Annotated in this window: 22 protein-coding genes and 1 tRNA gene; 6 read left to right on the forward strand and 17 right to left on the reverse strand. The window is 55.7% G+C overall.

Annotated elements, in window-relative coordinates; all coding sequences use genetic code 11:
* Positions 1-248 precede the first annotated feature (248 nt).
* Positions 249-1,421 (forward strand): SGNH/GDSL hydrolase family protein, encoded by a 1,173-nt coding sequence (locus tag AC2TDA_RS05165; protein ID WP_480896848.1) that lies wholly within the window; start codon positions 249-251, stop codon positions 1,419-1,421.
* A gap of 166 nt (positions 1,422-1,587) precedes the next feature.
* On the opposite strand, the gene AC2TDA_RS05170 is transcribed toward AC2TDA_RS05165, so the two are convergent.
* The 3 genes from AC2TDA_RS05170 to dgcN all read right to left on the reverse strand — a co-directional run bounded on the left by AC2TDA_RS05170 (position 1,588) and on the right by dgcN (position 4,566).
* Complete coding sequence (locus AC2TDA_RS05170; protein ID WP_480880762.1) at positions 1,588-2,448, reverse strand: D-amino-acid transaminase; 861 nt, start codon at positions 2,446-2,448, stop codon at positions 1,588-1,590.
* A gap of 76 nt (positions 2,449-2,524) precedes the next feature.
* Positions 2,525-3,490 (reverse strand): N-acetyl-D-Glu racemase DgcA, encoded by a 966-nt coding sequence (gene dgcA / locus AC2TDA_RS05175; protein ID WP_480880760.1) that lies wholly within the window; start codon positions 3,488-3,490, stop codon positions 2,525-2,527.
* Positions 3,491-3,564: 74 nt separating this feature from the next.
* Entirely contained in the window at positions 3,565-4,566 is a 1,002-nt protein-coding gene (dgcN, locus tag AC2TDA_RS05180; protein WP_480880759.1) for an N-acetyltransferase DgcN, read from the reverse strand.
* Between the two features lie 295 nt (positions 4,567-4,861).
* Between dgcN and AC2TDA_RS05185 the strand changes: the two genes are divergently transcribed.
* Positions 4,862-5,824, forward strand: a complete 963-nt coding sequence (locus AC2TDA_RS05185) for an L-malyl-CoA/beta-methylmalyl-CoA lyase (RefSeq protein WP_480880757.1) — start codon at positions 4,862-4,864, stop codon at positions 5,822-5,824.
* A gap of 50 nt (positions 5,825-5,874) precedes the next feature.
* On the opposite strand, the gene AC2TDA_RS05190 is transcribed toward AC2TDA_RS05185, so the two are convergent.
* Together AC2TDA_RS05190 and AC2TDA_RS05195 are read right to left on the reverse strand one after the other, a co-directional pair.
* Positions 5,875-6,459 (reverse strand): PA14 domain-containing protein, encoded by a 585-nt coding sequence (locus AC2TDA_RS05190; RefSeq protein ID WP_480880756.1) that lies wholly within the window; start codon positions 6,457-6,459, stop codon positions 5,875-5,877.
* 105 nt (positions 6,460-6,564) lie between these two features.
* Complete coding sequence (locus AC2TDA_RS05195; protein ID WP_480880754.1) at positions 6,565-7,017, reverse strand: Lrp/AsnC family transcriptional regulator; 453 nt, start codon at positions 7,015-7,017, stop codon at positions 6,565-6,567.
* Between the two features lie 72 nt (positions 7,018-7,089).
* Between AC2TDA_RS05195 and AC2TDA_RS05200 the strand changes: the two genes are divergently transcribed.
* Positions 7,090-7,686, forward strand: a complete 597-nt coding sequence (locus tag AC2TDA_RS05200; RefSeq protein WP_480849985.1) for a LysE family translocator — start codon at positions 7,090-7,092, stop codon at positions 7,684-7,686.
* A gap of 1 nt (position 7,687) precedes the next feature.
* On the opposite strand, the gene AC2TDA_RS05205 is transcribed toward AC2TDA_RS05200, so the two are convergent.
* Entirely contained in the window at positions 7,688-8,521 is an 834-nt protein-coding gene (locus tag AC2TDA_RS05205; protein ID WP_480880752.1) for an AraC family transcriptional regulator, read from the reverse strand.
* 227 nt (positions 8,522-8,748) lie between these two features.
* Here AC2TDA_RS05205 and AC2TDA_RS05210 point away from each other — a divergent pair, with 227 nt between their 5' ends.
* Complete coding sequence (locus tag AC2TDA_RS05210) at positions 8,749-9,711, forward strand: acetyl-CoA carboxylase carboxyltransferase subunit alpha (RefSeq protein ID WP_480849984.1); 963 nt, start codon at positions 8,749-8,751, stop codon at positions 9,709-9,711.
* 4 nt (positions 9,712-9,715) lie between these two features.
* Here AC2TDA_RS05210 and AC2TDA_RS05215 read toward each other — a convergent pair whose 3' ends face one another.
* From AC2TDA_RS05215 to AC2TDA_RS05225, 3 genes are all read right to left on the reverse strand, one after another.
* Entirely contained in the window at positions 9,716-10,846 is a 1,131-nt protein-coding gene (locus AC2TDA_RS05215; protein ID WP_480849982.1) for a lytic murein transglycosylase, read from the reverse strand.
* A gap of 113 nt (positions 10,847-10,959) precedes the next feature.
* The gene (locus AC2TDA_RS05220) at positions 10,960-11,607 is read right to left on the reverse strand and encodes a GntR family transcriptional regulator (protein WP_480849980.1); all 648 of its coding nucleotides are present in this window, start codon (positions 11,605-11,607) and stop codon (positions 10,960-10,962) included.
* Positions 11,608-11,637: 30 nt separating this feature from the next.
* Positions 11,638-12,333 (reverse strand): M48 family metallopeptidase, encoded by a 696-nt coding sequence (locus tag AC2TDA_RS05225; protein ID WP_480880751.1) that lies wholly within the window; start codon positions 12,331-12,333, stop codon positions 11,638-11,640.
* Between the two features lie 100 nt (positions 12,334-12,433).
* On the opposite strand from AC2TDA_RS05225, the gene AC2TDA_RS05230 reads away from it, so the two are divergent.
* Both AC2TDA_RS05230 and AC2TDA_RS05235 read left to right on the forward strand, forming a co-directional pair.
* Positions 12,434-12,757 carry a TIGR02300 family protein gene (locus AC2TDA_RS05230; protein ID WP_480849976.1) on the forward strand — a complete coding sequence of 108 codons (324 nt, stop codon included), beginning with the start codon at positions 12,434-12,436 and terminating at the stop codon, positions 12,755-12,757.
* Between the two features lie 138 nt (positions 12,758-12,895).
* A tRNA-Ala gene (locus tag AC2TDA_RS05235) sits at positions 12,896-12,971 on the forward strand.
* 280 nt (positions 12,972-13,251) lie between these two features.
* Here the strand turns inward: AC2TDA_RS05235 and AC2TDA_RS05240 are convergent.
* The 8 genes from AC2TDA_RS05240 to AC2TDA_RS05275 all read right to left on the reverse strand — a co-directional run bounded on the left by AC2TDA_RS05240 (position 13,252) and on the right by AC2TDA_RS05275 (position 24,994).
* A complete protein-coding gene (locus AC2TDA_RS05240; protein WP_480880749.1) occupies positions 13,252-15,057 on the reverse strand; it encodes an aminopeptidase P family protein in 1,806 nt (601 codons plus the stop codon).
* The gene (locus AC2TDA_RS05245; protein WP_480880747.1) at positions 15,050-16,045 is read right to left on the reverse strand and encodes an ABC transporter ATP-binding protein; all 996 of its coding nucleotides are present in this window, start codon (positions 16,043-16,045) and stop codon (positions 15,050-15,052) included. Before AC2TDA_RS05245 ends, AC2TDA_RS05240 begins: the two co-directional genes overlap by 8 nt.
* Positions 16,042-17,034, reverse strand: coding sequence for an ABC transporter ATP-binding protein (locus tag AC2TDA_RS05250; protein WP_480880746.1), 993 nt, complete (start codon positions 17,032-17,034; stop codon positions 16,042-16,044). Before AC2TDA_RS05250 ends, AC2TDA_RS05245 begins: the two co-directional genes overlap by 4 nt.
* Positions 17,035-17,038: 4 nt before the next feature.
* Entirely contained in the window at positions 17,039-17,896 is an 858-nt protein-coding gene (locus AC2TDA_RS05255; RefSeq protein ID WP_480880744.1) for an ABC transporter permease, read from the reverse strand.
* The gene (locus AC2TDA_RS05260) at positions 17,893-18,834 is read right to left on the reverse strand and encodes an ABC transporter permease (protein ID WP_480849966.1); all 942 of its coding nucleotides are present in this window, start codon (positions 18,832-18,834) and stop codon (positions 17,893-17,895) included. The genes AC2TDA_RS05255 and AC2TDA_RS05260 overlap by 4 nt, the downstream gene beginning before the upstream one ends.
* Positions 18,835-18,891: 57 nt before the next feature.
* Positions 18,892-20,475 carry an ABC transporter substrate-binding protein gene (locus AC2TDA_RS05265; protein ID WP_480849964.1) on the reverse strand — a complete coding sequence of 528 codons (1,584 nt, stop codon included), beginning with the start codon at positions 20,473-20,475 and terminating at the stop codon, positions 18,892-18,894.
* A gap of 113 nt (positions 20,476-20,588) precedes the next feature.
* Positions 20,589-21,185, reverse strand: coding sequence for a helix-turn-helix domain-containing protein (locus AC2TDA_RS05270; protein ID WP_480849962.1), 597 nt, complete (start codon positions 21,183-21,185; stop codon positions 20,589-20,591).
* Positions 21,186-21,343: 158 nt separating this feature from the next.
* Entirely contained in the window at positions 21,344-24,994 is a 3,651-nt protein-coding gene (locus tag AC2TDA_RS05275) for an AMP-binding protein (protein ID WP_480880742.1), read from the reverse strand.
* Positions 24,995-25,210: the final 216 nt, after the last annotated feature.

The following is a 25,210-nucleotide window of genomic DNA, read 5'->3' on the forward strand; positions in this document are numbered from 1 at the left end:
ACAACAATCCACGCAATGACGATCGAAGCGAACGCAACGGCGACCGTCTGCGATGCAAAAAAAGGGCACAGGCGCCGCCTGTAACGGATCGCCAAGCTTTGCACCTGCTCCACTTATGCAGAAATCAAGTTGCCAGAATTCGCGCATTAGCTAATCTGACTTTGTTGGCAAACACCATTTCCAGATGCCGCATTGACAGAAATTACCAGACTGGCACCGGTGAAAATTGTGACGTGGAGACGAGTTATATGACGGTATTAAGGATTTTTTTGATCAATTTTCTTGTTGTGGCGGGGCTCTATGGCATCTGTGAAATTGCCGTCTCAACATATGTATATCTCACAACCGGGCAAACGGCATGGGTGGCGGAAGACGCAGGCAAAACTGTCCAATTTGATCCGGTCATGGGATACAAACTGACGGAGACACCGTCGCGGTTCACCCGGATCAATTTCGGCGTTTCGAATTATGTAGGCACGCTTGAGGGGAACGCTCAGGGTTTCCCTGACCGTGACGATTTCTCTGCTGAACGAGTATCGCCGGACCAGCGCGTCTATGCAGTTTTGGGCGATTCATTCACGGCGGGTAACTTTCTTTCGCATAATTGGCCTGACAGGACCGAGGACCTGCTGAGGGCGCGGGGAGAAGATGTCGCCCTATTGAACCATTCAGGTGACGGTTGGGGCCTTGGGAACTGGGCAAGCATTATCGACGGAATATTGCAACAAGATCCATATGAGATTGATGGTCTGATCTTCGCAGTCTGGACCTGGGATCTAGGCCGCCCATTTCGGTATGCCGACTTCCGAGGTCAGAAACGCCGCGCTGCCATGCATGTCTCTGGATGGAAACTGGACGACCGCCCTAAAAGCCTCGAAGAAGCAAAACTGACACTGGATGGCGCAGGTCCAAATACATCATGGATCGTGTCTTCTGAGGAGTTTGACGCGGTGCTTCGTGGCAAACAGCTGTCTCAACCAGCTTGGCGCTTTATCGTGTTCGAACGGCTCAAGTCACTTCTCAAGCCGGTAGTCCATCAGTTCCGTAGGGTGCGGGCTGGCGAGAACTGGACAGAACACACCGGCTGCGTGGGAGAAAGCGACCCGGACAGGATCGCACTATTCAACACTATCAAGACCTATGCACAAGACCGCGACCTTCCGATCCTTGTTGTCTATATCTGGAGCCGTGACGGGCTGATCGATGGGGCGATCAATGTTGACCTGTGCCGGAGGGAGAACGCACGCGAATTTGCCGAATACATCGGAGCAGAGTTCGTCGACGGGGGCGAGCCTTTTACCGACATTCCCCGAAAACAGCTCAAGCAGCTCTGGCTTCCCAATGACGGCCACTGGGGTCAGGGCGGTTCGGATGTTTTTGCGGATTTCATGGCTGAAACTTTAGTTAGCTCATGGCCATGAAGCGCAGCACACAAGGATCGGGGCAAAGAACCGGGAGGCATCACAGTGACGGCCTTTCGCAAGCTCGCATGGAGATGCCAGCCACCGATGGTGAGAAAGGCGGCCGCAGCTACGAAAAACGCCGCTTCCGCCACCTACTGCCTAGGCTCAAAAACGAATCCTGACTCTAGATCGCAGCCTTGAGGCTTTCTTCCAGATAGATCTCGCGCAACCGTTTTGCGATTGGCCCCGGAGTGCCTGCACCAAGTTGCGCGTCATCAATTGCCACCACCGGCATCACAAAGGTCGAGGCTGAAGTGACAAATGCCTCATCTGCCTCTTTCGCTTCGTCGATGGTGAATAGCCGTTCTTCGACGATCATCTGGGCCTCGGCTGCCATGCGCAGTACGGCCTTGCGGGTGATGCCGTGCAGGATCTCATTCGACAGCGGTCGGGTCACGATCTTGCCGTTCTTGACGAAATAAGCGTTGTTGGACGTGCCCTCGGTGACGTAACCGTCCTCGATCATCCAGGCATCGTCGGCCCCGGCCTTCTTGGCCATCATCTTGCCCAGCGACGGATACAAAAGCTGCGTTGTCTTGATGTCCCGACGGCCCCAGCGCACGTCCTCAATCGAAATGACGCTGATGCCCTTCTTTGCCGCAGGGCTATCCGCAAGACCCGGCTTGTTTTGAGTAAACAGAACAAGTGTCGGCTTTGTGTCGTCCGACGGGAAGACAAAATCCCGGTCACCATCGCTGCCGCGCGTGACCTGCAGATAAATCAGACCTTCGTCTATCCCGTTCAAATCGACCAGCTTTCGATGGATCTGCAAAAGGTCGTCCTTGCTGCAAGGCGCTGCCATGTCCAGCTCGTCCAGCGACCGTTTCAGGCGCACCGCATGACCGTCGAAGTCGATCAGCTTGCCGCCCAAAACGCTGGTGACCTCGTAAACAGCGTCCGCCATCAGAAATCCGCGGTCAAAAATCGAAACCGTGGCTTCGGTCTCGGGCAGGTATTCGCCATTCACGTAAACGGTACGAGTCATGATACTTCCTTTTCGTCTCCGGGCTTCGCCCGATCCTCAGTGAAAACGATCCCCCGGATCGTCTTCCAGGTGTTCGTCACCCCCAGAGCGCCGCTTTCGGCGGGTATACTCCGGCGCTGTCAAAAACAAGCGGTGCGTCGCGGTCTTCTGCCAGAAGCAGCGGGCCGTCAAGGTCAGTTACCATCGCACCCTGTGCCAATAGTGTTGCCGGTGCCATAGCAAGAGAGCTTCCAACCATGCATCCGACCATGATGTCGTATCCTTCGGCCAGAGCCGCTTTGCGCAGCTTCAAGGCTTCGGTCAGCCCCCCCGTTTTATCCAGCTTGATGTTGACCACGTCATACTTGCCTTTCAAAGCAGGCAAGCTCGCACGGTCATGGCAGGATTCATCCGCACAAACCGGGACCGGGCGATCCATCCCGATCAATGCGTCATCATCCCCGGCGGGCAAGGGTTGTTCCACCAATGCCACGCCAAGACGCACCAGATGCGGGGCGAGATCGGCATAAACCTCAGCGGACCAGCCTTCGTTGGCGTCTACGATGATCTTTGCCTTCGGTGCACCCTTACGGACAGCTTCAAGTCGCGGCATGTCATCCGGTGTGCCAAGCTTGATTTTCAGCAACGGCCTGTGTGCATGTTCTGCCGCCTGCGCCTGCATGGCTTCGGGCGTATCCAACGACAAGGTATAGGCCGTTATTTCAGGTCCCGGGGCAGGCAGCCCGGCGAGTTCCCAAACCCGTTTACCTGCGCGTTTGGCGTCAAGGTCCCACAGGGCACAATCCACCGCATTGCGGGCGGCCCCCGCAGGCAATAGTTCTGTCAGTTGATCACGGGAGAAATCTTCGGGTAACCCGACAATCTCGGCTTCAACCGAATCCAGCGTTTCATCGTATCGCGCATAGGGTACGCATTCACCCCACCCCTGATGCGTGCCATCCGATACCCGAACCGTCAGCACTTTCGCTTCGGTGCGCGAGCCGCGCGAGATCGTGAACACCTGCGCCAACCGAAACACATCACGAGAGACTTCAATCCGCACGCGCCCACTCCTTCACTATTCCGCAAAAATTCTCGCCGGTGGCGGCATACCCCGCCACCGACGCGCCTTTTAAATCAAAACGCAGCAAGCGCGTCGACCAGTTTGCCCGATCCAAACCGGAACGGGTCGGTCGCGGGCAAACCCATCTCAGCCTCCAGAGCAGACAGATAGGCGCTGGCATCTGCCTCATCCATGTGTTGAGTGTTGACGGAAATTCCGACCACCTGGCAATCAGGGTTTGCAACCCGCGCCATTTGCAGAGCAGTGTCCCGCAATGCTTCCAGCGACGGCAGCTGGTAAGTCGGCAGGCCGCGCATATGCGCTCGGGTCGGTTCGTGGCACAGGATCAACGCATCAGGCTGGCCACCGTGGATCAGGGCCATGGTCACGCCGGAATAGGACACGTGGAACAGAGACCCCTGCCCTTCGATCAAGTCCCAGTGGTCTTCATCATTGTCAGGTGTCAGCCACTCGACAGCGCCTGCCATGAAGTCCGCAATCACAGCGTCCAGTGGTACGCCGTCGCCTGTAATCAGGATGCCGGTCTGACCCGTGGCGCGAAAAGTCGCCTTCATACCCCGATCGCGCATCTCGGCATCCATCGCCAGCGCGGTGTACATCTTGCCGACCGAGCAGTCAGTACCGACAGCAAGGCACCGTTTGCCGGTTCGCTTGATACCGTTCGCGATCGGATAGTCGACCTCGGGGATACGCACGTCATGCAGCTTGCGTCCGGTCGCTTCGGCCACTGCGACCAGGTCAGCCTCGTCCTGCAACAGATTGTGCAGACCCGAGGCCAAATCGAAGCCTTCTTCCAACGCAGTCACCAGAACTTTTTTCCATTCCTGGCTGATAACACCACCGCGATTGGCAACGCCGATAACAAGGGTTTTGGCCCCTGCCTCACGGGCTTCGACCAGATCCATGTCTTTCAGGCCCAAATCCGCCTTGCAGCCATCCATGCGATACTGGCCGACGGCATTCTCCGGGCGCCAGTCCTTGATCCCGACCGCAACCTTGGCGGCCAGCTGGTCGGGCGCATCGCCCAGAAATAGCAGATAAGGTGTTTCGATCATCGCGCTTCACTCCTGTGATTCCGCCCAAAGCTAGAGACTTTGCATCACGAGGGTTTCTCGTTTTTGCCGTACTTGGCGCCTATCGTTGAAATAAATTTGCATGATTTTGCAGTTTCGTCGAATATTGTCCGGCAACTACCTGGCAAATAGGGGGCGAACAGCTGTGCATCGCAGCTTTTCGACAGATGCTGCGCAAGCATTGCCGCAGGTGCACAAAGAAGCTTGCGCGCGGACGCGCAATTTAATACCCAATAAGCGACGAAAAATGTAATTTCCTTTCTTTCACGAGGTCTAAATGAGCTTTCGCATCCAACCCGCCGCACCAGCTCGGCCCAATCGCTGCCAACTCTTTGGCCCGGGTTCGAATACCAAGCTATTCCCCAAAATGGCGGCCTCGGCGGCGGATGTGATCAACCTCGATCTCGAAGATTCAGTTGCGCCGTCTGATAAGGACACGGCCCGCGCCAATGTGATCGAAGCGCTGAACACCATCGACTGGGGCAGCAAATACATGTCCGTGCGCATCAACGGGCTGGATACACCCTACTGGTATCGTGATGTGGTGGATCTGCTGGAACAGGCGGGCGACCGGCTGGACCAAATTATGATCCCCAAAGTGGGCTGCGCCGAGGATGTCTATGCTGTCGATGCTCTGGTAACCGCTATTGAGCGCGCCAAGGGCCGCGCAAAGCCGATTTCATTCGAGGTCATCATCGAATCTGCCGCGGGTATTGCCCATGTCGAGGAAATAGCGGCCTCTTCTCCGCGCATGCAAGCGATGAGCCTGGGTGCTGCAGATTTCGCCGCATCAATGGGGATGCAGACAACAGGAATCGGCGGAACGCAGGAAAACTACTACATGCTGCGCGAGGGCGAAAAGCACTGGTCCGACCCATGGCACTGGGCCCAGGCTGCCATTGTCGCCGCCTGTCGCACACATGGCGTGTTGCCGGTGGATGGTCCCTTTGGTGATTTCTCGGATGATGAGGGGTATATCGCTCAGGCCAAGCGCTCGGCCACACTGGGCATGGTTGGGAAATGGGCCATTCATCCGAAACAGATTGCGCTGGCCAATCAGGTCTTCACCCCGTCAGACGAAGCAGTCTCCGAAGCACGCGAGATTCTGGCCGCCATGGAACAGGCCAAGGCCAATGGCGAGGGGGCGACTGTTTACAAAGGTCGACTGGTCGATATCGCATCGATCAAGCAGGCAGAAGTGATCGTTGCCCAAGCCGAACTGATCGCGTCTGGCAGCTAGAACAAAAAAAAGGCGCTCAGATGAGCGCCTTTTTCCATCTTGATAGTCAGTCAACGTCCAAAGACGTTGTTTGGGACCCATTTTAGCTTCTCACCTGGCTTACCCCACTTCATCATCAGGCAGGCGGTACTGTACTTTTGGAAATAAATGATACTCAGATCATACCAGCCGGCCTGGGGCACCTCAACTTCGACACGCTGATTGGCCGTGCAAGCCTGGCGGAACCGATAACCACCGACGAGTTGGCCCCCAATATGCGCTTCAATACCGTCGTTTGACCAAGTCTCAAGTTCATAAATACCTGGAGAGTCAAACCTGATATAGCCAGTGATATCCGCAGCCACATTGTAATGTTCCGGATGAGTCATAACCGGATCGCCTTTGTTGGTATCACGATAGTCCAACCCTCTAAGTGGCTTTCCCGGTTCAGCGCCATCCTTGAGGAGCGATTTCGCAGCCGTCACGCTTTGAATTCCAGCCGGTGGAGGGCCGCCCCATACATACTTAACATTCAGGCCCGCTTTGGGGTTAGAAGGCTGCGGGCTAGACGGCGTCAGCTTCAGCGGCTCGGCATCCGCCGCTCCTGCCTCAGCCAACAAGGTCGCAGCCAACGCTATCGCTAGAAGGAATCTCATGGTCGTCTCCCTGGGCGAGCGCCATTTCCAGATGACGCTATTATGGGGCTACACTAGGCAACGGAATTCGGCCCTGCAAGGTGGTTAAAGTTCACATTTCGGACGTCAGGCCCGCATATCCTTGGGCGATCCAATCACAACATAGGACGTTATCGAGATGACGTGCGGCAAGGTACCCAGCACTTCTGTATGAAAGGTTTTGTAGGACGGCAGATCGGCGCATTCCACCCGTAGGAGGTATTCGAACCGCCCGGTAATGTTGTGACACTCGACCACTTCCGGGGCATGCTGCAATGCCCTCTCGAACCCCTCTTGCGCGGATTTGGTATGCTCTCCCAGGCTTACGCCGATGTAAGCCACGAATCCGACGCCCATTGCAGCTGGGTTCAAAACAGCGCGATAGCCCGAAATCACCCCTGAACGTTCCAAGTCCTGCACGCGACGCAAGCAGGCCGATGGTGACAGGCCAACCCGATCCGCTAGATCCAGATTACTGATGCGTCCATCACGAGACAACTCACGCAATATTTGACGGCTTTTTTCATCATACTTCGCCATTAATTGCGCTTTTTATCTGTTTCTACAAACATTCACAATTTCATTTCCTTGATGATCGGGGATTATCCCCCCATGACCTACGACATCCTTCTGGCCCTGATCGCCTTTGCCCTTGTCTCATCGATAACGCCGGGGCCGAACAACCTGATGCTGATGGCGTCGGGCGCCAATTTCGGATTTCGCCGAACCATCCCCCATATGCTGGGGATCGGGCTGGGCTTTACCTTCATGGTCCTGCTTGTCGGTGTAGGGCTGATTCAGGTGTTTGACAGGTATCCGTCAAGCTACGCGGCGCTTAAGGTGACGTCCGTAGCCTATCTCTTGTTTCTTGCCTGGAAGATTGCTCATGCCGCGCCGGCGAAAGGGGCAGATGCAACGGGAACTCCGATGACGTTCCTGCAGGCAGCCGCCTTTCAGTGGGTCAATCCCAAAGCCTGGGCAATGGCGCTGACTGCAATCAGTGCCTATGCGCCCGACCAGACACTGAACGCGATCATTATAGTTGCGCTGGTATTTGGCGCGATCAACCTGCCATCGGTAAGCACCTGGACGATATTGGGACAGCAGATGGCGCGGATACTCACCAACCCGCGCCGATTGCTGGTATTCAACTGGACGATGGCCGGACTTCTGATCGCCTCGCTTTATCCCGTCCTATGGCCAAATTGAACTATTTCAAAGGAAGACAAATCTCGGTCAGCAGCTCCTCGGGCGCTGTGTCACGCGGGTCGTTCAGGTAGACTTCGTAACAGGGCTGATCTGCCGGTTCTTCGCCTGACTTGGGCAGCCAGTTGCCAAACAGGGACTGATAGGCGGCTTGAATGCCTGAATATGGGCCTTTGTAGGTCAATACGGCGGTCTTGCCGCCGGAAATTTGCAGGTTCTCCATACCCTCGGGTGTCGAGTCTCCGCGGAACTCGGCGCCAGCGTAACAACGCAGTTGGTCTTCAGGCACATCCTCGGGACTGTCGAGATACAATCCAATGACAGGCCCAAGCTGAGACCAAAGCTTACGGGCCTCGCACATTGCGCCGAAGGCTTCAAAGCTTTTACCGATCTCGGAATAATTTCCCGTGTGCCGCAGTGCAACGACGCGACGGGCAGGTTCTGTGCGGGTGGTAATAGGATGCATGGGATATTCTCCGGTTCTGAATTGCGGTTTGCCTGGCAGAAACAGCCCTGCTTTACGAAAAGCCAAGGGGCTTCTGCCGTGAACCTCGGAAAAGGTCCGCGCAAAGGACTTCAGGTTGGGATAGCCAATTTCGGCCGCGATCTTTTCGACTGACTTACTGGACGTCACCAGTTGAAAGGCCGCGCGGTGCATTCTGATCCGACGCACGGCTTGCGCACAGGTTTCACCTGTTATCGCACGAAAGACGCGGTGCCAGTGAAAACGCGACATAGCGGCAACGTCAGACAAGGCATCCAATGACAAGTCCCCGTCCGGGTTGTCGTAAATATAGGCCAACACACGCAAAACGCGGTCTTCATAGCTTGTTACCATCGGCCCCTTCCCTCTCTTTGCTCCTACGAGGTTGCATAGTTTCTGCCCACAAATCTTGCTGAATTCACTTTTGGTGAGCGCAGATACTGATGGCCTGCCGTCAAGCTATGTTCCGGTAAAGTAACAAATCCAGGTGAGAGTCTTGCATTGGGGTTCACCCCCGCCGTGTGTTGCAATCTTTTGGCGGCAAGTTCATATAGCGGAGAACTTCCGCGTTGAGAGGCGTCATGACTCAGTATCTGGATTTCGAAAAACCACTGGCCGAAATCGAAGGCAAGGCCGAGGAACTGCGCGCGCTGGCCCGCGCCAATGAAGAGATGGACGTGGCCGAAGAAGCCGCAGCACTGGATACCAAGGCCGCCAAGCTGCTGGACGAGTTATACGCTGACCTTACCCCCTGGCGGAAATGTCAGGTAGCGCGCCACCCCGAGAGACCACATTGCAACGACTATGTCGGGTCCCTGTTCACCGAGTTCACCCCTCTAGCAGGGGATCGCAACTTCGCCGACGATCTGGCGGTGATTGGTGGTCTGGCACGGTTCGACGATCAGCCAGTGATGGTGATTGGACACGAAAAGGGTGCGGACACGAAATCGCGGATAGAGCGGAACTTTGGTATGGCCCGACCCGAGGGCTACCGTAAGGCCGTTCGTCTGATGGAGATGGCAGGACGATTTGGGCTGCCGGTCATCACTCTGATCGACACAGCAGGGGCTTACCCTGGTAAAGGCGCAGAAGAACGCGGACAGTCCGAAGCTATCGCCCGGTCCACCGAGATGTGCCTGAAGATCGGCGTACCTCTGGTTTCGGTTATCATCGGTGAAGGCGGATCTGGTGGTGCCGTGGCATTTGCAACGGCGAATCGTGTCGCGATGCTGGAACACTCGGTCTATTCGGTGATTTCTCCCGAAGGCTGCGCCTCGATCCTGTGGAAGGATGCCGAGAAGATGCGGGAAGCTGCCGAGGCACTGCGTCTGACGGCGCAGGATCTGCACAAGTTGGGTGTCTGCGATCACATCATCACTGAGCCCAAAGGCGGTGCACACCGTGACCGCTCGGCCACGGTGGAATCGGTGCGTGAGGCCATCGCCACAATGCTCAAAGAGCTGGAAGGCAAAGACTCGGCGGCCTTGATAAAAGACCGCCGTCAGAAGTTCCTGGATATCGGATCAAAAGGACTGGCTGCGTAGCCCGTCAGCCGCCCAATTGGCGCAAGAGAGCAACCGAGGGCTCGCCGGTCTGGGCCAGCCCGTTGGCTCGCTGGTAATCAGAGATAGCAGCTGTCGTCTTACCGCCAACAACTCCGTCCGCACCCTGCGTGTCATAGCCAGCCGAAGTCAGGCGTCGCTGTAATTCTTTCCGGTCCTCCAGCGTCAGACCAGTCGCATCCGGCCCGAACGAGGCCTGAAACGGTGCACCGCCCGCAATCCGGTCAGACAAGTGGCCTACGCCAATCGCGTAGCTGTCTGAGTTGTTGTAACGCTTGATCACCTGAAAATTGCGGAATACAGCGATCCGCGGCCCGGGTGTCTGTGGTTGCAGCACCGCCACGGGCGAGCCAGACACTGACCCGGCTTCTCCTCCCCAAGGTTGCCCACGCACCCAGCCCGAACGCGACAGATAGGCCGCCGTTGAAGCCAATGAGTCTGTCGGGTCCTCGGACCAGATATCGCGCCGCCCGTCCCCGGTGAAATCCACCGCGTAAGCCAGATAGGATGTTGGAATGAACTGCGTATGCCCCATGGCACCGGCCCAACTGCCGGTCATGTTGGCGGGAGTGGTGTCGCCGTTCTGCAGGATCTTCATCGCCGCGATCAACTGGCTTTCGAAGAATTGCCCGCGCCGCCCGTCATATGCCAGCGTCGACAGGGCCGATACCACCGGCACGTCGCCGCGCCGCGCACCATACCTGCTTTCCAAACCCCAAACGGCAACGATGACTTCTTTGTCGACCCCATATTGCGCTTCGATCTGCGACAGGGTTCCCGCGTGCCGAACCAGCATCTGTTTGCCGGTACTGATCCGCTCGTCCGAAGCCGCAATGGCCAGATAATCTTCAAGCGAACGTTTGAATTCGACCTGATTACGGTCGCGTTCGATTACGTCAGGAAGATAACCCGCACCCTGAAAAGCGCGGTTGATAGTTGCTTGGGAAATGCCCTGTGACGCGGCGCGCCCTTTGAAACCAGCAACCCAAGCATCCCATCCTGCATTTGGCACTGCCTGCATACGCGAAGCGGGTGCTCTGGTCGGTGCGCCGCCGCCTGAACAGGCGGCCAGCAACGTCGACCCAAGTCCGATAGAAAAGGTCCGTCGATTGATCATGTCTGAAATCTGCTCTTGTTATGTGATTTGCCCCAGAATAGCGCAGCCTTGTCACCCAGACCAGAAAGACAGCGGGCCACGCACAAGTTCCGAAGCGGTCGGCAATAAGCCGCTCAGCTCACCAACAGTCGCAGACCCTGCGTCACATCCGAACGAACTGCCAGACGCAGCCCCGGCTCATCCCCAGCCTTGAGCGCCGCAATGATCAGCTTGTGATAATGGGGCGGTTCCGTCCGCCGCAACCGGCCGTAAAGCGCACGCATTGTTGGTCCCAGTTGCAACCAGACGGTTTCGGCCATGGCCAGCATCGCGGGGGCCTGCGCCCGCAGGTAAAGCGTACGATGAAACTCCAGATTGGTCCGAATATACCCGACGGCGTCGCGTTTGGTGACCATTTCGGCGACAGTCATGTTGATGCTCTGCAACCGGTCGATCAGCGCCATATGCGCGCGAGGCAGCGCCCGGCTGGCCAACTCGACCTCAAGCAAGGCGCGTAAAGCAGCCAGTTCCTCTATGCGGTCATTGGTCAGTTCAGGCGTCGAGACGCGGCCTGACGTGGACAGAAACAACGCACCTTCGGCAGCGAGGCGGCGCACGGTCTCGCGCGCGGGCGTCATGGAGACACCAAACTCCTTGCCAATTCCACGCAGGGTCAACGCCTGCCCCGGAGCAATCTCACCGTGCATGATCCGGGACCGTAAAGCCCGGTACACACGATCATGAGTTGCGGTTTGCGAGTCGGCAGGGCGTGTCGTCAACATACTCCCTTGTGATCACAAAAAATTCTGAGGTCAACTCACCCCGGCTTCGAAGCGAAACCGATGCAATTCGGCACCATGATCCCGCAACCAGCGCCTTGGCACTTTATAAGGCCCAAATATCCGCTCGACCTGGGCCCAAAAGGCGGGTGAATGGTTCATCTCGGCCAAATGCGCCACTTCATGCGCCGCCACATAATGCAGCACTTCGGGCGGGGTCAGGATCAATCGCCAGGAAAACATCAGGCCGCCTGCCGAACTGCACGACCCCCAACGCGACCGCGTATCGCGCATCGTCAGGCTGGTATATGGGCGTCCTAGAATGGCGGCATAGTCATCGCACGCTCCGGTCAGGCGATCCCGCGCCAGTTCCTTTAGAAAACGGGCCAGCCTTCGCGCCTCAGCACCCTCAGGCACGGCAATTTCGTCTGCGCCCAACTGAACTCGGCGCCCCCGCGCGGGAACGATTCGGCGTTCGATGCCCTCTATGGGAATAGATTGGCCAAACTGTACGGTCGCCACCTCTGGGCGGTCTTGCAGGTGCTGGCGAATCCAACCCTCTTTCTGCTGCGCGAAACTCAGTGCTTCAGTTTCGGCAACGCCCTGAGGGTAAGTCAGCGTAACCCGCCCGTCCAACTGAGAAATTCGCAATGAAATCCGTCGCGCCCGCGCAGATTTGCGCAACGTTAGCGGCACCGGAGGCTGTCCGGGCAATGCGTGTCGCCCCATGGGCCGTTCTCCCTTGCGCAAAGGCTTTGACAGAGCCTGCCGCTTGTGGCAGGTGACCTGAATCATCGATGAGATTCACCTGATATCAAGGGGATTTGATATGCCCAAGGAAGAATGGGGCGTAAAGCGTGTTTGCCCGACAACTGGCAAACGCTTTTATGACCTGAACAAAGACCCGATCGTCAGCCCCTACACCGGCGAGATCGTGGAACTGGAAACCGGTAAAAGCCGCATGATTGCCGCAGATGCGGAAGATGCTGCTTCGGTTAAGGCGCGCGAAGCGTCCTCGGATAGTGATATTGTTCTGGAAGACGACGATAATGTCGATGTTGAACTGGACGATGACCTGCTGGAAGATGATGACGACAACGACGACGTATCGCTGGACGAAATCACGGACATGCCCTCGGAAGACGATTCCTGATCTGGTCTGAGGCGGCTCTTGCCGCCTCACCCTGCCCGTCTTAGTTCGGGAATCTTTTTCTCCGATTTCTATTTTTTGTCTTGCACTCGACAGCGCTGTCTCATAAACGTCCGGCCACCGCCACGGCGGTACTTAGATGGGGCCTTAGCTCAGTTGGGAGAGCGCTTGCATGGCATGCAAGAGGTCAGGGGTTCGACTCCCCTAGGCTCCACCAAATATCTCTCTGATACGCCCTCCTGAACCTTTCTTTGTTGCTATTGATTTTTCCCTTGAATCCAATTCAGGCATTTATTCAGCCCGACTAGAGTCTGTATAGGATCTATAACATAGTTAGGCCAACGAGATCGGCTACAGCGGCGCCAGTGGCTACCTACCACTGACTACGCAGAAGAACGGGTTGAATAATATCAAGAGCCCAACCGCCAAAACAGGCGTGTCCGTCCATCCGAAACTGAAATTGACGACGCTCGTCATCAAACCCCTAGTCTAACCTACTAGTCACTGGCCGCGCAGGCACTACGCAACCAGGACAAAGCACTATCGGACAGGTATGGGCCGACCCGGTCTAGCAACTCATCGTGGTACGTGTTCAACCATTTGCGTTCCGCCAAAGTCAGTTCGTCCGACAATAACTTGTCGGTTTGTATTGGGATCCAAGTCAGGTTTCTGAACTCAAGGAACCCATCCTCAGCCAAAACAATCTCAAATAGGTTTTCAATTCGAATACCGAACGAACCTGCCTGGTAGAAGCCGGGTTCGATGGACAGAACCATTCCCGCCACCAAATCGACTGGATTGTGGGGCTTGCCGATGCGTTGAGGGTGCTCATGCACAGACAGCCGGTGGCCAATGCCGTGCCCGGTACCGTGATCATAGTCCAATCCGAGGTCCCACAACGGGCGGCGACAAATCGCGTCGATGTGGTGGCCTTGCGTACCCGGCGGGAAACGCAGCGTCGCAATCGCATGAAAGGCTTTGAAGACCGCAGTGTAAGCCCGATCATACCCATCAGGCGAACGCGATCCGAAGGCAAAGCTGCGTGTCGCGTCCGTCGTGCCGGTATCATACTGTCCGCCTGAATCTAGCAGGTAGGTGCCATTGGCAGTGATCGAAGCGCTACTCTCCTGCTGAGTTGAATAATGGCACATGGCCGCGTTTTCACCCGCAGCCGAAATCGTGCGGAAGCTTTCATAGATGAAACCAGGTCGCGTGCGACGGAACGACAGAATTTTATCTTCCGCCTCATGCTCGCTGACCCAATCGGTCCGAGCGGCCCGTGCAGGCACTTCGGTTGCAAGCCAGGCGCAGAATTCGGTCCAGGCAACGCCGTCTTGAATATGGCAGGCGCGCATACCCTCCAACTCGACATGGTTCTTTTTTGTTTTTGCCAAGGTGATTAGGCTGCTGGCAGGCAGGTTCTTCGCACCCGTTTCTTCCAACGCAAGCCGTACTGCGGCCGGAGAGAATTCGGGATCGAAAATGACACCTTGCCCAGCCTGAACATAACCCCCAATCGATGGTAAGAATGCGTCGATGGGTTGGACCAGTACTTCCGGTGGCAAATGATCTCTAAGGCCGGCATTAATTTTCTGGTCCGACACAAACCAAAAAACAGAACCCGTTTTTTCGACCAGAAGAAAAGAGTGCGGGATAGGATTGAAAGCCACATCCGAGCCACGGACATTGAGCAGCCAGGCGATGTTGTCGGGTTGTGTCTCAATTACAAAATCAGCTCCCAGAGCGCGCATTTCAGCCCTAAGGTCCGAGATCTTGTCCGCGCTGCTTTTGCCAGCAAACTGCAATGGAAAGGGTTCAATCTGGCCCTGGGGCGGTAACGGTTGATCGGGCCAGACAGCGTCAACGGGGTTGGTGCTGACGGCAATCAGTTGAACGTCGCGCTTTGTTAATGCGTTGGCAAATCGGTCATACCAAACCGGTGGCAGGTGCATTGCATCAAACCCGATCTTCCAATCGATCTGAGCGACCGATGCCAACCAGGTTTCTGGCGGCTCATCGAATAGATGATGATGCGAGAATACCGGCTCCGTGCATTGGTTCGCGGCCTGGACCACGTAACGTCCATCTACAAACAGCGCTACGGTCTCGCGGGTAACGATCGCCATACCGGCAGACCCAGTAAAGCCCGTTACATATTTCAGGCGTTCGTCGTGCGGGGCAACATATTCGGCCTGATGCGCATCGTAGCGTGGCAGGATGAATGCATCCAAATCCTGCTTTTCCAGTTCTTTACGTAGCGCGGAAATCGCAGAGCGACGGTCGGTTTCCGGGGCATCAAGCATCGGCGTTAATCTCATCAACATGGTGGCAGGCAACTTCGCCCCGGCCCTCGAACGGCGTCAGGGTTGGGATTTCTGTCTTGCAAATTGCGTTGGCATAAGGGCAGCGAACGTGGAACGGGCAGCCGGATGGCATGTTCAGGGGCGATGGCAATTCGCCCTCTAATCGGGTGATTTGACCACGCTCGTCCGGATTCAGGGAAGGAGCGGCGGACAAAAGCGCCTGACTGTAAGGATGCGCAGGTGCCGAGAACAGCGTTTCGCTATCGCCTATTTCAACGATCCGACCCAGATAGATCACGGCAACGCGGTTTGAAACATGGCGAACCAGACGCAGATCATGGGCAACAAACAAGACCGTCAGCCCCAGATCTCGTTGAAGGTCCAGCAGCAGGTTCACCACCTGAGCTTGCACTGAGACATCCAGCGCCGAGACCAGCTCATCGGCGATCAATACCACCGGCTCGACAGCCAGAGCACGCGCAATCGCGATGCGCTGGCGCTGGCCGCCGGAAAACTCATGGGGCAGCTTGTCCTGCGCGTCCTGAGGCAAGCGGACAAGCTCGAGAAGTTCGGCAACCCGTGCCGGGATCTCAGCTTCGGGACGCATGTTGTGAACGCTAAGCGCCTCGGTCAGAATCTGGCCAGTGGTCATACGGGGATTGAGCGATGAATACGGGTCCTGAAACATCATCTGAACACGCCGGTTATAACTGCGATCAGCGCGGGCCGCGTCGTCAAAGATGTCCTGACCTTCGAAGCAGATCTTCCCGTCACTGGGCGTGTGGAGGCGCACGATACAGCGCGCAAGCGTCGACTTTCCGCATCCGGATTCACCCACGACGCCTAGCGTTTCGCCCTGTATCAGATCCAAATCAACGCCATTCAGCGCCTTGACCTCGCGACCCGGTCGGCCCGAAACGATGTCACCCAGCCCGCGCCCCAAGGGAAACCGCAGGTGAAGATCGCGGATTTGCATCACGGCAGTCATGCGGCATTTCCTTCGGCATTTTTCACGGGGTTGAAACAGGCCACCTGTCTGTCATTCGCAATCAAAGTCAGAGCGGGCCGGTCTTGCAGGCAGGCTTCGACACAGGCTGCACATCGTGGTGCAAATGAGCATCCCGGCGGCAACGCATTCAGGCTTGGTGGAACACCCGGCACGGAATAAAGCGGCGTCCGTGGCGCCAGGTTTTCCGGGACTGACTGCATCAGGCCCACAGTGTAGGGGTGGCGCGGTTCGCGCAGTACATCCCGAACTGATCCCTGCTCGACAATCCGGCCCGCATACATTACGGCGACGGTATCACAGGTCTGCGCGACCACGCCCAGATCATGGGTAACCAGAACCACGCCCATATCCAGGTCCTGTGCCAATCGCAGGATCAGATCAAGAATCTGCGCCTGTATAGTCACGTCCAGCGCAGTGGTCGGTTCATCCGCCAGCAGCAATTTCGGATTTGCCGCAAGTGCAATTGCAATCATCACACGCTGGCGCATACCGCCCGAAAACTGATGCGGGTAATCCTTTAACCGTTCGGCAGCCGAGGGTATTCCGACCAGATCCAGCATCTCGACAGCCCGATCCCGTCGCGCGGCCCGGGACAGATCGGTATGGGCACGCAGAGTTTCTTCAAGCTGCAAACCCACTGTCAGAAGCGGGTTCAGTGACGTCATGGGTTCCTGAAAGATCATCGCGATTTCACTGCCCTGAACCTGCCGCAACGCCCGATCCGAAAGTTGCACCAGATCCTGTCCCTGCCAGTTTACCTGACCGGTGACATCGCCATACCGTCGCGTCAGTCCGATGATCGAACGCAATGTCACGCTTTTGCCGGAACCGCTTTCGCCTACCAGTCCCAGAACCTCGCCGCGCGCGACGCTAAAACTGACATCTCGCAGGGCAGGCAGCGCGCGCCCATTACGGTGAAACGTGGTGTTCAGCCCATCGACCTCGAGGATAGGAGTTTTGTTTGCCATCCTTTTACCCTCTCGGCCTCAGCAAATCAGCCAGCCCGTCGCCAAGCAGCGAAAAGCCAAGCCCTGTCAGAACGATGGCGATACCGGGCATCAGACTCAGCCACCATGCGGTCGAGATAAAGTTGCGCCCCTCGGCAATCAGCACACCCCATTCGGCTTGTGGAGGCTGCGCGCCCAGACCGAGATAGCCCAACGACGAACCTAACAGGATCACCAGCGCCATATCTGTCATCCAGTAGACGATGACTGGCGTTATCGCATTAGGTAGCAGATGCCGGAAGATGATACGCCGGTCGGAATAGCCCATTACGACTCCTGCCGCGGCATAGTCATTGCCCATCTGCGCAATCACCTCAGCCCGCATCAGGCGGGCATAGTAGACCCAATAGACTACCCCGATTGCGATATACATGTTGACCAGGCCAGGCCCCAGCACCGCGACGACCGCAATGACAAGAACCAGAAAGGGAAAGGTGATCACCGCATCGACGATGCGGCCGAAAATCAGGTCGGCAATCCCGCGATAATACCCGACCAAAGCCCCTACCACGATGCCGGTCACAAGCGCGAAAACCGTACCAAAAATTGCCATCTGCATATTGACCTGATAAGCCCAGATCACGCGCGACAGGCTATCCCGTCCCAATAGATCGGTGCCAAACGGATGCGCCCAGGATGGCGGCTGGCGCACCGCCAGATAGTCGATTGCATTTGGATCATATGGCGCGAAGGCACCGGGGAAGATCGCCAATAACACGGAAAACCCGATGATCAGCAATCCAGCTAAGAAGCCCGGCTTGCGCAGAGCCATCTGTACGAAAGATGGCCGCTCAGCCTGGGCGTTGAAGGGAACATCACTCATTGCAGGCGCATCCTCGGGTCAAGTCGGCTTTGGAACAGGTCTGTCATCAGGAAGACCAGCGAGACCAGAACCGCGAAGGTCAGTGTCAGCCCCTGTATCAGCGGATAGTCGCGGGCAAAGATCGCTTCCAGCATCAACCGTCCCATGCCCGGCACTGCAAACACGGTTTCTGTAACCAGTGTACCGCTCATTAGATTGCCAATGGACAGGCCCAGTAGCGTGACCGTAGAAATCAGAGCGTTGCGCAAAACGTGCCGTCCCAGAACCAATCGGGGCGGCAGGCCCTTGGCACGGGCGAACTGAACATATTCAGCGTCCAGAACCTCGATAATCGCACTGCGCAGGTTCCGCATGATGATGGCCGAGGTATAAAGCGCGACGGTGACCGAGGGCAGAAACAGGTGATACAACCGCTCTCCGAATGTGTCGCCATACCCGCCTACCGGGAACAACCGCAGCTGCGCTGCCAGAAATGTCAGCAAGACCAGCCCGATATAAAACACTGGCATCGACAAACCGATCTGGAAAACGGTGCGGATCACAGTATCCGGCCAGTGCCCGCGATTGAGCGCTGCAACAAAGGCCAGCGGCCCCGCAATCAGCAAGGACAGGACTACTGAATAGACTGTCAGAAAAACTGTGATGGGCAGACGGTCTGCAATCACATCCATCACGTCCGTTCGCATAAGGATCGATCGACCCAGGTCGCCCTGCACGGTATTGGTTAGGAACAGCCAGAACTGCACCAGAACCGGCTCGGTCAGGCCCAGACGTTCCCGGATCGCTTGAATGTCAGCGTCCGAAGCCCGGTCGCCCGCCATCGCGATGGCCGGATCGCCCGGCAGCAGACGAACCAGAAGAAAGATGATGATCATGACCAGAAAGAAGGTCGGGATCATCAGTAAAAGGCGTTTGAAAATGTAAAACAGACTGGACATGTTGACGCTCTGCAAAAGACCTCGCCGGATCGCGCCGGCGAGGCAAGGGATCAGCTCTTAGCGGCTGACAGTTGCTTCATCGAAGATGTTATTGCCCAATGGTGTCTGAACATAGCCCTCGACCGCTGTGCCCAGCGCCACAGCAAAGGGTGTTTCATACATGAACAGTAGCGGGGCAGCCTCTGCATAGAGCTCCTGCATCCGTGCGAACTTGGCCTTGCGAGCCTCGGGGTCCATTTCATTCGCGGCTTCTTCGAACAGGGCGTTGAATTCGGCGTTTTCCCAACCGGTTCCAACAGCCTTGGCGGTAGGGGTATAGCCCAGCCAACCGACAACCTGACTTGGATCATTCACGTCGTTAACCCAGCCATAGGTGTGAATGTCGAATTCACCCGAGCGGTTCTTTGCACCACGCGTAGCACCGTCCACCTGCTCGACCACCAAATCGACACCCAGCGGCGCCCACATCTGCTGCAACGCCGCAAAGATCGTCGCATCATCTGCCGAACCTGCCAGCGTTGTCAGCGTGACCTGTGTTCCGTCCGCAACTCCAGCCTCGGACATAAGTGATTTGGCTTTGTCCACATCATACGAATAAAGCGGGCTCAGATCCGACGCATATTGCGTGGCCTTGGCCATCAGCGGAGAACTCATCGGCTGGCCTGCCCCGTGCAGAACCACACCGATCAAGGCATCTTTGTTGGTGCCATAGTTCAATGCCTGCCGGACGCGTGGATCCGCCAGCGGGTTAGGTGAGCCGTCGGCGCGGGTTTCGCGTGTATTGATCGGCGAATAAATGATCCGGGTCGACGGGTAGAGCTGCATGTTGATGTTCGAATCTGCCTCCAACTCCGCCACGCGACTGAAGGGGATGAACTCTGCCGCGTCCACTTCACCTGCTTGCAGGCTCAGGATACGGGTCGCGTCATCCGGAATGATCTCGAAATGCACGCCTTCCAGATATGGCAGGGATTTGCCATCCGCGCCCATCCGCCAATAATGCTCGTTGGCGCAGAAATCCATCGAGGCGCCTTGTTCGAACCCACACAAATAGAACGGGCCGGACCCGACGCCGGCAGCGGTGGCGGCAAAAATTGCAGCGGACTTGTCCTGATCGGTGTCCCCGGCAGCGGCGTCAAAGGCCGCTTTCGAAACGATAGCCGTATTGAATGTGGCCAACATGGACAAGATAGTTGGATCCGGGGCATTCAGCGCGATGGTTATCGCATTGCCATCTACTGACACACTTTCAATTGATCCTAACAACCCGGCCCAGGGGCTCAGGTCGGGATTGCGCGCCCGATCCAATGAGAAAACAACGTCCTCACCGGTCATTGGCGACCCATCAGCGAACAGAACGCCCTCGCGTAGGGTCAGAGAAACCGTTTTACCGTCATCTGAAACCGTAAATTCTTCGGCTAGGCCGGGTTCAACTGAATTGCCATCGGCACTTCCGCGCAGAAGCGTATCGAATAGGCTTCCAACCATCCAGATGTCCGGGTTGCGATCTGCATAGATCGGGTCAATCAGGCGCGATCCATCGTAACGGGCGAAGTTCAGCGTTCCGCCCCTCTCCTGTGCTGCCACCGGCATCGCCAGTGTCAATGCAACGGTCATTCCCAGAACCGTTTTTAGCGTCATCCTCTTCTCCTCCCGCAAAGTTCATTTGCTTATGAGCGATGACAATAATCGATTCTTAGTAATACTAAAGTTTTTTTTAGTCCTGAGCGAAAATTTTTTACAGTTCGTTGATTCTACTGTCCCGTTTCACTCATTGGAGAAGTCGTAACCCAAAGCTCAACAGCCTCGGATTCCCCCAGAACGACGGAATAATGGCGAGCCGAGGTATCATGGTGAATCACATCACCGGGTGACATCACAAAAACTTTGTCTCCCAGGTGATACTCCAGCTGCCCCGACATCAAATAGCAAAACGCCTCACCCTTATGGCACATCTTTTCCGACACATGACCGGGCGGGCGATGAACAATCTGCGGGTGAAACAAAGCACCTGAAAACCCGGGCCCAAGCTTCTCGTAAAACCTCCCGCGAACGCCCAGAGAGTAAGTTTGGCGGCTATCATGAGCGACATACTCGGAAAAAACCTGCGGAACGCTCAGCAGTTGTTCGACGCTGGTTTGCAATGCCGCCGCTATTGCCATTAGGGATGTCAGCGACGGAGAGCTCAGCCCCCGCTCAACCTGAGACAAGAAGCCAGTTGTAAGATCTGCTGCTTTCGCGACTTTTTCCAGCGTCAGTCCCATTGCTTTACGTCTGCGCCGGATTGCCTGACCTAATTCAGTCGGATGTCCTTTTGACTTTGGTTTGGGTTGTGCATTGGGCGAATGCATGCAGATTCTCCTGCTGGTCACTTGGTTTTCGCCCATTCAACAGAATAACGGGCCGAAGATCAAAATTTATTTTAGTATTGCTAAAAAATTGGACGGTGCACGCGGGTCAAGAATTGCCGAATTGGCCCTTACAGCAGCGCTTTACCACACAGCAAAGATCAGCACCGTGTTTGCACCGAAATTAGTTGTTCTGCCAATTCGCGCCAGGTTGATTTTTCTTGACGATCAAAGACAGTTGCGTCTGGCATTGTCCCAAGTTGCTCTTCAATGCTCAGCATGAGTATCAGGCTTAGGATCGAATCCAGAAAGGGATGCGCATCGTCCGGGTTAAATCTCGAACGCGGAACAAGCCCCTCCCGATTAGCGAATTCTCGCAACACCTCTAGCATTGGAGACAATGGTACTTCTGAGTTGGGGGCCGCCGCAGTTTTCTGATCCAGCACATCTGACCTGTCCGGCCGACCGCTTTCCAGAAGCCTTTGAAGTTTCTGACGATCTAGTTTCCCGCTCGGCAACCGCGGCAGCTCCTCCATATGCAAGTGACGCAGTGGGGCAGCGGCAGGGAAGAATTTTTGGGAAATTGTTTGCCTCAACTCGTTTTCCAGATTGTTCACGTCCTTGCGTCTGGTCTCAACAGCAATAGCAACCACGTCTGCGTCGCGTATCATTATGGTAGTGACAAATACGCGCGCCACCCCTGCTATGTTTTCTGCTGCTTCTGCTACGCCGTTAAGCGACAGTCTCCGCCCTCGGATGTTGACGACATCGTCAACCCTTCCCAGAACATCCAGGCTCCCATCGGGCAGTACAGTCACCCAATCATCAAGGAGAATTGGATCTTTGAGTGGGTCAAACATCTGCGCGCCTGACTGAAGATCTTTGAAGCTGCCGAGAGCACGATCATATCCGATGGCTTCGACGCGACCGATCTCGCCCGGTTGCAATTCGATACCGGCAGAGTTGACCGCTCGTGTTCCTGGCAAGAGCATTCCACCTGGAGACCCTTGATATTTGGCAAACTCTTCAGCTGAGAGTTTGCCAAACGACACATCAATGAATTCAGTTGCGCCGTATGTCGCGTTTATTTCGGCCCTAGGAAATCGTTTCACAAGGTCATGAATGAGACGGGCTCGGCTGGGTTCACCCCAAGGGAAAAAGACGGTCAAATCGGGCAGAAACTCTGGCGAGAACATGGGGTTCTGCAGCATTCCGTGCAGCACGCTACAAGGTGAAGACAAGGCCGTTGCTGACGTTGAGATCATTAGATCGCAAAGCTGTTTCAGATCGGAAAAGCCGTTGATTGGGGGCAGGACAATTGTGTGGTTTCCAACAAATGCAGGCAACAACTCCAGCGCAGTAGCTGTGTCCCAGCGTACAACGGTGAGCAGAGTTTGCGGCTCATCGTAATCGAACACTTTCATCCGCGAAGCCATACCCGCTGCCAGAACGACGCCCTTGGGCTCTCCGGAACTGCCCGAGGTGAAAACAACGTGGGCTGGGCATTGAAGGTCGAGTGGGGGCAGCGCCGTGGCCTCGGAAAAGCTCTCCAACAAGACGTCCAAAGCGGCTTCATCGCAGGCATCCCCAATAATCAGAGCGTTCCAGTTTTCCAACTCCGGGACTGACGCAATCAATCGGTTCCAAAGCGAAAAGGTGACAATGACCAAGTCGGGATCAAAAGCCTTAATGCGGCTGGCAAGCTGGTCATCCGAATCCTCTGGCAACCCAAGACACAGAAGACTTCCCGCTGCGGTCGAAGCCAACTGTGTGACTACAGCCGCCGGACTAGCCGGCATCAGACTCAATACCCTGTGCTGGTCGTCGAAATTGCGGTCAGAACTGATATGGCGTGGAGCAGTATCTTGAAAATGCAGCAACATGTTGGACATTCGCAAACTCAGGCTTGCAAGATTTGCGTAAGTCATGGATTTCGATGCAGTGCGAATGGCGATGCGGTCGCCGTCATGATCGGCGAGCCAGCACAGCTTGCTTTCGCGCACTGCATCGCTTTGCAGCCAGGTTTCGATTGGGACCAGTTCGCGCTTGGGCGGCAATCCCCCGTAATCAGTTATTAGGCCTCTCAGAATCGGCATTTTTTGTACTAGGACAAAACTCCGGCTGATACGGGCGAGTTGCTGCGTAAACCACACTGCCTGAACCTTGACTGAACCCGTTCTGGGCGGTGGGGCAAGTGGGATAATATCAATTACTTGATCTCCATCTTCGTTAACCCATGTCACGGCAAAGCAGATATTTGCGCCGCTGGAGATCGCAAGTTGTGCCGGAAATCCAGTCAGTTTCGCAGGACGAAAATACCAAGGTGCGAACACTTTCTTTCCGGGAGCAAACGGCACATCGAAGTAGACTTGAAGCACTGCACCTGAACGCAAATGGCTTAGGTAATGGCTTGAACTAGAATTGCGTTCCGCGGAGTTTCTACCTGACACTGAAATATCGAGGCCGTCACTGCGTGCCGAAGTCAGGAAATCTGAATATTCAAGAGGGTCACCAATTTCAGGTGCGGTTGCGACAACGGTTTGGATTGGTTTTCCCATACCAGCCAGCGCGATCAGCAGGCGACTTCCAGCAAAAGGAAGTTCCTGGGAGTGCGGAGACAGAACTATTAATCCTCTGGAACTCTCTACCTCTCTTTCCAACCAAGTCTTCGCTCGGTCTGTCAGCGCTTCCTCAACACCGTCTACGGTATTCTTGGACACATTCTTGTATTCTAAATCTGCGATAAAGGCGGCAGGTATTACCTCTGGCCCTATTACTCGCACACCCTGTTTCTCAGCTGAGACTTTGAGAAGATCCGCTCCAAATTCAGCCTTGCCCTTAGCAAGAAGTAGCAGTTTTTCGAACAATTGCCGTTTAGCATTGTTCTTAGGAGGCGGAGATAAACGACCGGACATCGCGCGAATGAGCGGCCATTCTACATTGTAGGAGCTTCCCGCCTTGATTGCTTCATCCAGCGCTCTGGCCATCAGCTTTTCGTTGACCCAATGCCAATGTGAAAAAATTACGAAACGTACCATCGGTGCCAGCGGCAGGACCAAAGAGATCAACTGGTCTCTATAGCCACAGCCTAATGAGTTGTTCAAAAACTCTAGGATTGACAGGGCGCGTCTGTGATCAGTTGAGACTTCAGAAAGAAGCGCATCAAGAACTGCTGTATTTTCGGCTTCGCCTCTTTCTAATAGGTTGCTCAATATCAGTTGGTTTGCTATTCGCCATTCGGTTTCAAAAAATTGGTCCGAAGAACATAATTTGGTTGGTATGACGGTCCGACGTCCCACCAGCCTTTGATCACAAATTTCTACGCGCGCCCCATTTTCTAGTGCTGTAAACCTTTCACGTAGCGGCTCAAAGTGATCGCGCAAGTTGGCTGAGTTTTGCAAAAACAATTCGCGAGCTCTATCCAAGGCACGCAAATTGATAAGGTGCCGAATTCTACGAGCAATTCGATCGGCGTTATCCGTGGGGGCGCCGGCAACGGCCTCGTTCACCTCAAGCGAACGGGCTTTGGTCATCGCCTCGACAGCCTCGTCAATCGCTCCTGACAACTTCCAACGGGAAACACTTGCGAGATTCAGGTGCGGTAGAGAATTGAGAACTACGCGACCCAGCCTTTTGCGCGGCTCTATTCCGAACAAAAAAAACAACCAACCGACGGCGCAGATCTGATTTTGGCGCACTTGAAAATTGAATGTTGGGTGCGCCAAATTCGAATTCGGGTACTTCGGCGAAGACTCAGCTTGGCGCTCCAGTCCTTCGGCGATAGCACGCATTATTTTCTCAAGTTTGCTCATGCTTATTCCAACCGTCCGCTGCCAGCCTGTTCTCGAGACTTTAGTCGTGCGCCTAGCACCAGCCCCGATGAGTTTTCGATCAGGACGCAAAGTAGCAGAAGCCCGAGCTGCAACAGGCTCGGGCAACAACGCTGACCAAAGGCTTTCGCAATAGTTGGCGAAACAGCAAAGAAATCACCACCCTGGCACCCAGAAATGTCGCGGATCAGCATCCCT

This window comes from Ruegeria sp. HKCCD6426, from assembly GCF_057221115.1.